This is a genomic window from Undibacterium sp. GW821-FHT11B02, assembly GCF_058808955.1.
The window spans coordinates 117,444-130,276 of the sequence record NZ_JBXASD010000012.1; the positions used below are offsets into that span (position 1 = coordinate 117,444).

At 48.7% G+C, this 12,833-nt stretch carries 11 protein-coding genes; 4 read left to right on the top strand and 7 right to left on the bottom strand.

Translation table 11 applies throughout. The features are described 5' to 3' along the window. The first annotated feature begins 51 nt into the window (after nt 1–51). From AC1RVX_RS23420 to AC1RVX_RS23430, 3 genes are all read left to right on the top strand, one after another. Nucleotides 52–597, top strand: coding sequence for a hypothetical protein (locus AC1RVX_RS23420; RefSeq protein WP_493218996.1), 546 nt, complete (start codon nt 52–54; stop codon nt 595–597). A gap of 475 nt (nt 598–1,072) precedes the next feature. Next, nucleotides 1,073–2,446, top strand: coding sequence for a PstS family phosphate ABC transporter substrate-binding protein (locus AC1RVX_RS23425; protein ID WP_493218997.1), 1,374 nt, complete (start codon nt 1,073–1,075; stop codon nt 2,444–2,446). 40 nt (nt 2,447–2,486) lie between these two features. After that, complete coding sequence (locus AC1RVX_RS23430) at nt 2,487–3,356, top strand: hypothetical protein (protein ID WP_493218998.1); 870 nt, start codon at nt 2,487–2,489, stop codon at nt 3,354–3,356. A gap of 210 nt (nt 3,357–3,566) precedes the next feature. Here the strand turns inward: AC1RVX_RS23430 and AC1RVX_RS23435 are convergent, their stop codons facing one another. Continuing rightward, a complete protein-coding gene (locus AC1RVX_RS23435; protein ID WP_493218999.1) occupies nt 3,567–4,337 on the bottom strand; it encodes an alpha/beta hydrolase in 771 nt (256 codons plus the stop codon). 284 nt (nt 4,338–4,621) lie between these two features. Here AC1RVX_RS23435 and AC1RVX_RS23440 point away from each other — a divergent pair, with 284 nt between their 5' ends. Continuing rightward, complete coding sequence (locus AC1RVX_RS23440) at nt 4,622–4,945, top strand: hypothetical protein (RefSeq protein ID WP_493219000.1); 324 nt, start codon at nt 4,622–4,624, stop codon at nt 4,943–4,945. On the opposite strand, the gene AC1RVX_RS23445 is transcribed toward AC1RVX_RS23440, so the two are convergent. The 6 genes from AC1RVX_RS23445 to AC1RVX_RS23470 all read right to left on the bottom strand — a co-directional run bounded on the left by AC1RVX_RS23445 (nt 4,942) and on the right by AC1RVX_RS23470 (nt 12,814). Then, nucleotides 4,942–6,204 carry an acetate/propionate family kinase gene (locus AC1RVX_RS23445; protein ID WP_493219001.1) on the bottom strand — a complete coding sequence of 421 codons (1,263 nt, stop codon included), beginning with the start codon at nt 6,202–6,204 and terminating at the stop codon, nt 4,942–4,944. The two genes, AC1RVX_RS23440 and AC1RVX_RS23445, sit on opposite strands and share 4 nt — an antisense overlap. After that, nucleotides 6,201–7,622 (bottom strand): bifunctional enoyl-CoA hydratase/phosphate acetyltransferase, encoded by a 1,422-nt coding sequence (locus tag AC1RVX_RS23450; RefSeq protein ID WP_493219002.1) that lies wholly within the window; start codon nt 7,620–7,622, stop codon nt 6,201–6,203. Before AC1RVX_RS23450 ends, AC1RVX_RS23445 begins: the two co-directional genes overlap by 4 nt. Before the next feature lie 18 nt (nt 7,623–7,640). Then, nucleotides 7,641–8,420, bottom strand: a complete 780-nt coding sequence (gene fabI / locus AC1RVX_RS23455; RefSeq protein WP_493219003.1) for an enoyl-ACP reductase FabI — start codon at nt 8,418–8,420, stop codon at nt 7,641–7,643. Nucleotides 8,421–8,483: 63 nt separating this feature from the next. Next, nucleotides 8,484–9,647: an ABC transporter permease gene (locus tag AC1RVX_RS23460; RefSeq protein ID WP_493219004.1), complete on the bottom strand. Its 1,164-nt coding sequence runs from the start codon at nt 9,645–9,647 to the stop codon at nt 8,484–8,486. 21 nt (nt 9,648–9,668) lie between these two features. After that, complete coding sequence (locus AC1RVX_RS23465) at nt 9,669–10,823, bottom strand: ABC transporter permease (RefSeq protein WP_493219005.1); 1,155 nt, start codon at nt 10,821–10,823, stop codon at nt 9,669–9,671. After that, nucleotides 10,820–12,814, bottom strand: coding sequence for an ATP-binding cassette domain-containing protein (locus tag AC1RVX_RS23470; RefSeq protein ID WP_493219006.1), 1,995 nt, complete (start codon nt 12,812–12,814; stop codon nt 10,820–10,822). The genes AC1RVX_RS23465 and AC1RVX_RS23470 overlap by 4 nt, the downstream gene beginning before the upstream one ends. Nucleotides 12,815–12,833 lie beyond the last annotated feature (19 nt).

Genomic DNA, 12,833 nt, shown 5'->3' on the forward strand with positions numbered 1-12,833 from the left:
ACTTCGATTTTAGTAATGGAGACTGCCTTGCAAGGCATATAAAAGGAAATCATGAAAATATTTTCAAAATTAACATTAATAGCCGCATTTGGCGTTACTGCTTCACTTTGTGAGCAGCCACTGGTATTCGCACAGGTTGCACCAAGTGCTCCGGCTAAAAACTGGACAGCGCCATCTTACCGGATATATGCACAAACACTTTCGGACGAGATTATGGCTGCTCATCCAGAACTGATCAGTGTCACATTTCACGGTGTGCCTCCTGGTTTGTCAAAGGTATACACGATGTTTGCTGGCTCTTACCCAGAAAGAATAGGCAATCCAGATGATCCTGACGATGTCATGATCATCGAGACTGGTATCACTATACTGGACCCACGCTGGCACCGTACCAAAGATCCGATTCGCAAATTTGTACCCATGTTGCCATTGCGTGATGCCGCAGGAGAAAACATAGGGTTGCTGGTTTTAGCCTACAAAAATCCGGTAGGTAGTGGCTACGACGATGCCCATTTTTTCACGGTCTCAACTGCATTGCGCAATGAATTGCAAAAGAAAATTCCGAGCTATGCAGCATTATTTGAAAAAGCAAAATAAATTTATTCTATTTGAGGAGCAAAGAAAGCGCAGCTTGGCTGCGTTTTCTTGCGAAAGAGAAAAACAGCTCCCTTTCAATATCACACCAATTTTGTGAATTTCTTTCCCGATGAAAATTGACCGCACAATTCCTTGTTTTCATACTTCATCATTGCAGTTCATTTGATAAAACGAGAACTAACGATAACAAGCATTATTTTGCAAACGCTCCCATTTATCTTAGTGCAGGTTTTTATTACATTTACACATAGCATTTCGAAATACCACTGTCTGCCTACATCCAATACTTAATTCGCTTCAGGTTCAGTTCAGGTGAAGCAGGTATTTTTTTCTAATTTATAGTCTATTCTGAGAATATTCGATGAACCCGTCTTCAATTTTTTTTCATAGCCTTCTGTGTGTCTGGCTTACTACCGCAGGCATTGTGTTCGCAACGACAAGTCAATCGTTACCAACTTACAAAATGGAGACAAAATTGACAGAAGCTATCGACAGCATCGGTGACAATAAAATGCAGGTGTTAATGAATGCCTGGTTTTCAGGACTCCAAAGCCATCAACCTGGCCTTCGCAAAGGTTCACGTTGGGAGCACAAGAGCGATGCCACTTCAATCGGCGCATTGATGTTCGAAAATACCGACCTGGCTCCGCTTTCACGCGAACCACTTCCCTCAGAAATTGCTCCATACGCTCACCAATTCGCAGGCGACATGATGAAATCGCCATTATTGATACGTGTCGCAGGAACCTCTGACAAGCCAGTATACATAGCCATCAATAAACGTGCTGGCGCACCTGTCACACCTAAAGTAAGGGAGTTTCTGAATTTTGTGCTTAGTGACGAAGGGCAGAACATTGTTGCGCAACAATCACAATTTGAAACATTAGGTGTCGAAGATGTCAACCGGGAACGAGCCAAATTGCGAGCTTTTCTCCCCCAACTCGACTCGACATTACCTAGCTATCGTCCAAATGCAAACGTGCACGGGTTTATTCGCAGCGTAGGAAGCGACGGCATGAAATCCTTAATGGATCGTTGGATGCGCGAGTTTCGCGTATTGCAACCAGGTGTACGCAAAGGAGAACGTTGGGAACATCTGGGCACCTTGAATGGTTTTCATGCCCTGATCGCAGGGGAAGCCGACATCGCACCAATGGGAAGGGAATTATGGCCTGCAGAAAGCGCAGCTTATGCACAGGTGCAACTTCAGTCTGAGCCACTTGAAATACGCGTTGCGCGCGGTGGCTTCAATACCCCTCAACGCACCACAGCTCAGGCCATTTTTGTACATCAATCCAATCCATTAGCGCGCATCACGATGGCACAATTAAAGGCAATCCTTGGCGACGCACCCACCATCACGCATTGGGGACAACTTGGCGTGGGTGGTGAATGGGAGAAGCGCCCAATCACTATTTATATGCCACCACAGATCGCTCCAAATACCATGTCCATGCAGATAGCGCTCTTACACGGCGGTGCGTGGAACAAAGCTGCGCAGACTGGTTCCATCGTCGACACAGCAAATGCCTTGGCTCATGAAGCTGGGGCTATCGGTTTCGGTGGATTGGAAGAAGGAGGGCCCGGGCTCAAGTCATTAGCAGTTGCAATAAATAACGACGGGCCGTTTTATGAAATAGATGCAGAAAACGTGTCCAACGGAAACTATCCCCTGAGTCGTTATATGTATATTCGCCTTAACCGCAATAAGAGTGAATCAATGACACCACCGATCCGAGAATTTTTGCGTTTCATTCTAAGCCGTCAGGGCCAAGAGGCTGTTCGATATTCGGGTTATTTCCCATTGACACTTGAAGAAGTGAAAAAAGAAATGGAAAAACTCAAATAAGCTGATTCAAGCCCCCCGCAAAAAAACTAATGGAGATCACATGAAACACTTTGCATTACTAATTCTGGTGACAGTCCTGACATGCACAGCTTTAGCTCAGGAAACTACCAAAATTTATGCCCAGCACTTGGTAGATTTGGAACTAGTCCATCATACTCAAGTAGCAGCACTGACAATATACGCAACTCCACCAAAAAGTCTGACAAAATTGGCTATTGCGTCTGCTGGAAATATGGTTGATCAAGCCATCCCCGTCCCTGAACTGGATTCAATGAGTGATTCGCAACTAACACAAAGAATTAGCTCTGATGGTAATCATCTTCATACTATCTTGTCTTTACTAGATGTGTCTGGTGAAACAATAGGTACACTCGTCATCACGCTACCATACAAGAATGGTGATGATTCCTCTACACTTTACAAACAATCGGAACAGATACGTGACGAATTGCGTCGGCATGTAATCAATGTAGCCAATCTGATGGATCCGGTACCGTATGTAACGAATTTTCCAGACAGTCCTTATGCACAAAAATTGGTCGAAGAAATGATGGCCCGACACCCAGAGCTGCTTGTACTTGCCATGCACGTTGCGACTGTATCTGGTGACGACTACCCAATCATCGCTTCTAGCATAGGCCGCATTGGAAAGAAGGCGGATAGCGATGACCGCCAAGTAATCGAAACAAGAAAATCCGTCTATGGCGCGTACGGCGTGAACAAAACTCGCTTTGGAATCGAATTACCAATGTTCGACATCACCGGAAAATTAATCGGTGCATTAAGCGTCGGATATGCATATAAAACAGGTGACGATCAGGAAATATTACTGAAAAAGGCACAACATCTCGAAACCGAACTACGTATGCAAATACCCTCATTGGCCACGTTACATCATTCAATCGACTAAACATCGCCTAAAAATCCAAAACAACCGGGGACAATATTGATTGCTAAAGCGAACACTGTGGAGTTGAAGAAAAACACTAATATGCAATGAATTGCGCCAATTTTTTGCATGTGATGATTTTCACGCCATAGTCTGATACGTAAACAATAAAAAAAACCGGATGTACTCTTTAGCTGACACTAAATCAAAAAAATCAGTTGTGGTTCACCATTACGGAACGGGATTCATAATCCATTCAGAGATCATATCAACGGCTTCTTTTTCCATACCAATATAACCATGCCAGTGCAACGCTCCGCATACATCGCCACTTGGATTGAAACCGCCATCTGCCCATAGCATTTTTTTCGCCGGCGTATTTGTCAGTCCACGCAAAATTGCCGGCACTTCATACGGCTGGCATTGACTGCAGGCGTCCTTGTTATGATGTAGTACCAGCGTTGGAATCTTGATTGCCGACAAATCTTGTTTGGGTACGGCACCTGTTTTTTTGTAGTTCACAATACTGGACGTCAATACCAGGCCAGCGATTGCAGAATCTTGTAGTTTGACAGCTGCGGCGGTGGCAGAAACCGTGCCTCTACTGGTGCCAATAATCCACACTGGTGCAGGGCTTTGCCTTTGTACATATTCCAGCACGGCACGAATATCCGTCATATGCCTGTCACTGATGCGGTCGGAATAATCCAGGTCTTCCGTATCGTCAGGCCGCCCGAAAATTGCCACATTGAAGCCCTTGCTCAGAAAGTATGGCACTGAACGCACCAGAAAGTTAGCGCTGCCTGGTTTGCCATCTATGACCTTGCCAAATCCGCCGCCCCCACCAGGAAACAGAAATACCGTGGCCTTCGCGCCGTCCACAGCTTCCCAAAACAGTGTGGTGTTGATGCCTGGGCGGGTTGGCACGTTAAAGACTTGTCCACCAGCATGCGCCACAACAGTCATCAGCAGCAAGATTGCTGCCATCAGTTTTTTCATCATTCAAGCTCCTCCTTATCTTGACGCAAATATCCAGCCACTCAGTAGTAAATGGAAACAAGCGGAAAAATCTACACTGCATACCAGTTTAATCGCTCCTGGCAGAAAACATTTGAGTTAATGATTGCATATTCTCATGACAAATGATAACTTTTAACTAACATGTGCAGGCAAATCACAAACTTGCATCAAACCATCAATAAATTTACTTCAAGCACTGTTACAGAACACTGCAATCTGGTTTCACTTTTTCCTATCTGTAAGTTTCATCAAAACAAGGAGCTATCATGTATCCATGGCTATGGGTGTGGTCACCACAAGTTCACTTCCCCTGGAGTGGCAGCGTCGCGCAACAGATTGAACCGAAAACAACCTGGTTCACGTCCATGATTCCGCCAGTTTCAGGGGATGCAGCAATAGAAGAGCAAGTATTCAATGCGGCGTCGTACGGCACGCAGTTGGGTTTGATCATTGATGTGTTATTGGATATCGTCAAAGAGAATGAAACTTTGTCGCCCAAAGCATCAAAATCGCTGAATGAATTGAAGTCCTTGAAATCCAAGATTGAAGACATCAAAAAAATATCCGCAAAAAACGCAACCCTGAATTAAGCCGGTACCAAGGAAGAGCTGCAGTGGGGTTCATCGTTGATGACGTACAGTAATTGCTGTGCATCCATGGCAGCAATGCGTCCTTCATCGGTGGGGACTACCCACATTTCTGTGCTGCTGTTGGGGGTATGAATGGAAATGATGCCGTCACCACGAGCGGCGTGGTTCTTTGCTGTGTCAACCTGCACGCCGAGGTAAGCCAGACCTTCAGCGACTTGCTGCCTGAGTATGGTGTCATGCTCCCCTATGCCACCGGTAAATACCAGCACGTCCAGACCATTCAGGCAGGCGCTTAATGCACCGCATTCGCGTATAACGCGATAGGTGAACAGGTCAATCGCAAAGCTGGCTTGCCCATCGCTGCTGGCTCGCAAGGTACGCATGTCGGCAGAAATGCCGGATACGCCCAGCAAGCCGGATTCCTTATACAGGGTTGCTTCCAGTCTTTTTTCATTCCAGCCCTGCTGCATCAAATGTAGCAAAACACCAGGGTCTAGTGCGCCACAGCGAGTACCCATCATCAAGCCATCCAGTGCAGAAAACCCCATTGAGGTGGCGATACTTTTGCCGTTTTTCATGGCGCAACCGCTGGCACCATTTCCCAGGTGCAGCATGATGACGCGTCCGGCAGCAGGGTCAAACGCGCGAGCCGATTGCTGTGCCAGGTGGCTGGCAACATAACGATATGACAGACCATGAAAACCGTAACGTCGTATGCCTGTGGCGCGCAGAGCCAGTGGCAATGCCAGCGTGGTTTCACAATCCGGCATATCGGCGTGAAAGCCGGTGTCGAAACAGGCTATCTGCGGTATGTCGGGATAAGCACGCCGGAAGGCAACTACACCATCCAGATTATGGGGTTGATGCAAGGGTGCCAGCGTGTCCAGGGTATGCAAATAATTGAGCGCATCATCGTCTATCACGATAGAAGCAACAAACCGCTCACCGCCGTGGACAATTCTATGGGCAACGGCTTTGATCTGTATCTCTGCACTATGTGCCATCAACAGACCGTGCAAGGCTTGCAGCGCAGCAGCAAACTGATCACCGCCTGCAGCATTGATTGCTGCCTCATCCAATGCCAGCTTTTTAGTTTCATTACCTGTGCGGAATTTGATCAGGGGTATGCCACCTGGTTGCAAGCCTTCGATGACACCCGTCAGGTTTGTCCTGCTTACACCTTCATTCGTGAAGGGATACAAGGCAAATTTAATGCTCGACGAGCCTGAATTCACTGACAGGATGACTGGTCTTTTCATGGTGCGGCTTTCCGGTACTCATAAGCCAACAATTTGATCAGGGCGGCCGAGGCCACCCGCGAAGATGGGCCGTCAGCACGACTGGTCAGGGCAATCGGCACCTTGGCGCCAAGCACCACACCGCAAGTGGCAGCACCAGCCAGATATTCAAATTGCTTGCCCAGCATATTGCCGGACTCAAGATCAGGCACCATGAGGATGTCGACATCACCAGAGACAGCGGAGACTATGCCTTTTATCTTTGCTGCACGGGCAGATATGGCATTGTCGAAAGCCAGGGGGCCATCAACAATTGCACCGGTGATCTGCTTTCTTTCCACCATTTTGCATAAGGCTGCGGCATCAATGGTGGAATTGATCTTGGGGTTAACCGTTTCTACTGCAGACAACAAGGCCACCTTGGGTTCAGGAATATTCAATGCGTGTGCCAGATTGATGGCGTTTTGCAGTATGTCGGCCTTTTCTGTCAATGTGGGATAGATATTCAGCGCGGCATCTGTCAATAGCAAAAGCTTGTGATACATGGGTACATCCAGATGATATACATGGGACAGGCGACGCTTGGTGCGTAAGGCAACACATTCAACGACGGCATGCATGAGTTCATCGGTATGCAAGCTCCCCTTCATCAGTGCTTCAACCTGGCCACTGGCAGCCATCTCCGCTGCCTTATCTGCGGCGGCATGGCTATGGACTACATCAATCAGTTGATAGCCACTGATATCAATATGGGCGGCGGCAGCTACTGCTGCGAGTTTTTCTGCCGGAGCAATCAATATGGGAATGATCAAGCCCTGCTTTGCCGCGTCCACTGCGCCCTGCAAAGAATCTGCATCACAGGGATGTACTACGGCACAACGTATGGCTGGCAGATTTTTGACGCTATCGAGCAAGCTACGCTGACGCTCCCCCAAATCGAACATGGTCATCGTAGGCAGGTGCGCACGCGGGCGGCTGACTTTTTCCGTCGGGGCAATGACCAGTGCATTGCCGTAGACCACTCTGACACCTTTCTGGTTCAGGATTTCGCAATCAAGGGTAACGTGTTTTTTTTCATCATCTTTCGCCACAACCGTCGCCGATACAGTCAGGGTGTCACCTATGCGTACAGGTTTGACGAAGTGCAGGTTTTGTTCAAGATAAATCGTACCCGGCCCTGGCAAACGTGTGCCCAGGATAGTGGAAATCAATGCCCCACCCCACATGCCATGAGCAATGACGCCATGAAACAGTGTATGTTCCGCATACTCTGCATCCAGATGCGCCGGATTGACATCGCCAGACACGGTGGCAAAAGCTTGAATATCCGTGTTCGTCAAAGTACGGACCTGACTAGCCGTCTGGCCTATCTGCAAATCTTCATAGACGACGTTTGATATGATGTCTTGCTCGTTAGTATTTGTGCTTATGGTATTCATGTGATCCCTGATTTAAGCTTAATTAACGATATGATAGCCAGCATCAACATACAAAGTCTGCCCTGTCATGCCAGAAGAGGCATCACTGATCAGGAACGCAGCCAGTCTGCCAATTTCCTCCAGCGTTACCAGTCTCCCCAATGGCGAACGGGCAACAGCTTTTTGCATCAGTGTATCAAAGTCCTGCAAGCCGGAAGCAGCACGGGTAGGAACGGGCCCTGGGGATATCGCATGTACACGCGTACCTGTCGGTCCAAGTTCTGTCGCCAGGTAACGCACCAGCGATTCCAGTGCCGCCTTGACTGGTCCCATGATGCCATAATGTGCAACAGCTTCATCTGCGCCCAGATAGGTCATGGTCATGATGCTGGCATTGCTGCTTAGGTGTGGCTCACAGAATTTGGCAAGACGCGCAAATGAATGACAAGACACATTCATGGCACGCAGGAAACCGGCACTTGAACTATCTATGACACGGCCATGCAAATCATCCAGTGGTGCCCAGGCGACGGAATGAATGACAAAATCGAATTCACCCAACTCCTGAACCGCAGCTTCCACCAGTGCTTCCAATGATCCTTCCTGCTCCACATCGCAGACGGTCAGTGTTGACTCCAGCTTGTTTGCCAGTGGTGCCACAAATTGGCGTGCCTTGTCATTCACACAGGACAACACCATTTTTGCACCCAGTTGCCGAATCATGGCAGCACAACCGTAGGCGATGCTGCGCTCATTGGCCAGGCCAACGACCAGACCACGTTTGCCTTGCAATGAAAATGAAGAGCTTGCTACTGTCATTTTTTTTACCAATCCCGGTTAAATTTAAGCCAAATGTTTGTCTTATTTTGCCCTTTCTATAAATCAGGCAAACTGTTTTTTAAAACGCACTATCGTCGCCATACTGACCATAACAGCGATCAGCAAAATACCCGAGAACATGGACCACAATACACTGATACCTGCCCCCTTCATCAAGATGCCATAGCTGGCATTGATGTAGTAATACAACGGTGACACATACATGCCCATGCGCATCACAGTAGGCATGGCTTCTGGTGGTGTCCAGGCACCCGACAAAAACATCATGGGTGCAATAATCAGTATCACCATCATGCCTGCCTGCGCCATATTGCGTGTCACTGTGGCGATCAATATCCCTATCCCTGCCAGGGTACTGACATACAGGGTAGTCAGTGCAAAGAACAATAACAAGCTTCCCGCGACAGGCACTGCAAATACCGGCACCAGAATGCCGAACAAACCCAGGGCCGTACCACTCAATATCACCGCTACCATCGCCACAATCTTGGGTATCATGATTTGCAATGGTGACAAGGGCGACACCAGCAATTGTTCTATGGTGCCACGCTCCTTTTCCCTGACCATGGCGGCGGCAGGCAGTAACATGGAAAACAGGGTAATCACATTCAATAATTCTGATATCCCCATGAACCAGGCATCATTCTGGTTAGGGTTAAACCAAACGCGGGTCTGGTTATTGATAATGGGCGCATCCAGTACCCCACCCGTCGCGCCTGTCCCGACACCAAACCGCTGGGCTGCCTGCTCCAGCCCATAACGCGTGACGATTTGTGTCGCATCTACTGCTGCCAAAAAACCCTGTACCGAATTGGACGCATCGATCTGCATCTGTACTGCAGCCGTATCACCACGCGCCAGCCTGTCAGAAAAACCTGGCGGTATGTCCAGCACCGCCATGGCCTTGCCATCATCCAGCAATTGCTGCCCTTGGCTGGCATGACTGATCGCACCTACCCAGCGAAATTCTGGCGACATGAAGCGCCCAGCCAGTTCGCGTGATGCCGCACTACGATCCAGATCAAACAATACTAATGCCGCATTATTTAACTGGAATGACACGCCAGACGCTGCGTTATAAATATCAGCAGAAAATGCATACAGTACAAACACCAGCAAGATAGGGTCACGCATGAGTTGCAATAACTCTTTCCAGGTCATTGCCTGCAAGCGGCTCCACCAGATACGATCAAACAGATTACTCATCTCATCTCATCTCCATTTGCATCAATTATTGGGGCGCTTGGAAAAACCAAGAAAACCCGCCGTAAACAAGGCTGCAGCATAGAGCGCCAGTATCAACATGTCTTGCCACAAGGCAGCCAATCCCACTTCCTTGAGAAAACTACCCATCGCAATTTCAGCGTAATACATGCCCGGCAAGACATGCGCAATGACAGACGCAATTGCAGACAATGAAGGAATGGGAATGATCATGCCCGAATAGAGTACTGCCGGCACGACGGTAACAATGGCCGTCCCCACCATGGCTGCCACCTGGGTATTCACCATCACCGAAACCAGCAAGCCTATGCCCGTTGTACAAATCACATACAGTATGGTGGACAGTAAGAAGAATAAGGGATCACCCTTGAATGGTGCGCCAAACAATAGCAAGGCAAACGCTGTCAGCGCACAAGCATTGACAATGGAAATGCCGACGTAAGGCAGCAATTTACCGATAAGGTATTCGCCACGCGACAAGGTAGAGGAATAGACGTTATAGATGGCACCTGATTCCTTTTCCCTGACCACACCCAAGGCAGTCAAGAACGGTGGTGACAGCATGAGGATGACCATGATGAGCTTGGGCGCGATTGACCAGATACTTTTGACTTCCTGGTTATACAGGTAACGCGTCTCCAGCTTCACCGCCTGCATACTGTTACGCAAGCTGTCCTGCCCTATTCCTGTCAATGCAGAAAAATGAGCTGACAGATTGTCGAGATTCATGGCGGCATTGATGGCTGTGACATAGCCTTTTGCCGTCAGGGCACGAAACGGAAAAGTGCCATCTATCCAGGTTTGCACCGTGGTTGCCTGCCCTGACTTCAAGCGAATGCCAAAGTCGGGCGGGATAATAATCACTGCCCGCAGGCTGTTATCGACCAATAGCTTTTCTACATCCGACTCCCTTTGCGCATAACCCCGGAATGAAAAATAGCGGGAGTCGCTGAAGTGATGCGCATAGTCACGTGAGCTGACAGACTGGTCATAATCAACAATGGCCAGCGGGATGTTTTCCACATCCAGTGACAGTCCATAGCCAAACAGCAGCATCAACAAAGATGGAACAACAAATGCCAGAGCGAAAAACAGACGGTCGCGCACAATTTCGCGCCATTCCTTGTAAGCGACTACACTGATGCGCCGCAGATTCATTCTTGCTCTCCCCTGGCTTTGGCATCTTCAGCTTCCAGCCTGGTCACGATGTGAACGAATACATCTTCCATGCTCAAGCGTTTTTGCTGGAACTGAAACTCAGGTTCTTGAATCACTGTTCGCAAACGCAATAAGTCCTGCTCTGGATCTGGCAACATGACATGGATGTGTGAACCAAATAACGCTGCAGTGGAAAAACCATTTTCATGCAAAACGTCCAACGTGGCTTGCGCCTGGTTAACGTCACCCGCCGTTTTCAATTCATACAGCTTGCCTGCCTGCGCTTCCACGTCAGCTTTCAATTGATCAGGTGACGCATCTGCCACTATGCGTCCGGCATACATGAGGGCTATATGGTCACAATGTTCGGCCTCTGACATATAGTGGGTGGTCACCAGTATTGTCACGTTTTCTTCACGTGAAAGCTTGAACAAGACTTCCCAAAAAGCCCGGCGCCCCAAAGGATCTACACCTGATGTAGGCTCATCCAGAAACAGGACTTGCGGCCTGTGTATCAGTGCACAGCCCAAAGCCAGGCGCTGACGCAAACCCATGGGCAGGCTGGCCGCCAGCGAGCTACCGAAGGGACGCAAGCCTGCCATATCAAGTATCCAATCCATGCGTGCCGCTGTTTCCTGCCTGGTCAAGCCATAGATACCCGCATACAGTCGTATATTTTCCAGTACAGACAAATCCAGGTATAACGAAAATGCCTGTGACATATAACCTATGCGTTCACGTATCTGACGACCAGCTACTTGCATATCAGCACCTGCCACCCGTCCCTTGCCGTTGCTGGGGCTGAGTATGCCTGTCAGCATTTTGATGACCGTACTTTTACCCGCACCATTCGCCCCCAGCAAACCAAAAATTTCACCTTGAGGTACGCGAAAACTAAGATCATCGACTGCCCTGAAAGCACCAAATATGCGCGAGAGATTTTCTGCTTCTATCGCCAGGCCATGATCGGCATGGCGCTGTGCCGGGAGATCATGGGTATCCGCTGCTTTTTGTGTATCTTTGCTAGTCAATAACTGTTTTTTTCGTAGTAGCGCAATAAAGACATCTTCCAGCTCTGGCTCCAATACTTCACTATGGCTGATGACGACATCAGGCACACATTGTTGCACTTGCACGCTGGCTTTTTCTGCATCAGTTTCATCCACGAATACACGAATGTCTTGCCCCAATACTTCCATCTGCGGAAAACGCTGACTTAGTTGATCGACAGCAGCAAGCTGCTGCGTCTGATTGCAAACCATACTGACAATTGAACCTGCTGCCAGTGTCTTGATTTTTTCTGGCTCGCCGGAAGCCAGTATCTTCCCTGCATGCATCAGTGATACACGGTGAAAGCGACTGGCTTCATCCATATAGGCAGTCGAAACCAGCGCAGTAATGCCTTTTTCTTTCAACAGACGTGCAAGGATACTCCAGAATTCCCGACGAGATACCGGGTCCACTCCCGTGGTCGGCTCATCCAGAATCACCAGTTGTGGCTCGTGAATAAGGGTACAGACCAGTCCCAGCTTTTGTTTCATGCCACCGGAAAGGTTTTTCATTGGGCGGTCACGGAATCTTTCAAGCCTGGTACTCCGTAACAGGGCTTCCTTGCGTTCGTTCAATTCGGCTTTGCGCAAGAGGCGCAAACCACCGAAATAATCGATGTTTTCTTCAACCGACAAATCGCCATACAAATTCTGGCCCAGCCCCTGGGGCATGAGCCCTATCCGGCCTTTGATCAACTCACTGCTTTTTTCAGAATTGATCAGCGTGCCAAATACCTGCAAGTCACCAGCATCATGTGCCAATACGCCAGCAACAGCTTTCAGCAAACTACTTTTCCCCGCACCATCGGGGCCAATCAAGCCATATATCTCACCCGCTTGTACCTGCAAGTCAACCCCATCCATGGCGATACTGCTACCATAGGACTTCATCAGTGCGCGCGCCAGCACGACCGGACTGGAATTATTTTCGTCTGGCTGCATTTGACTCATCATCGTTGGT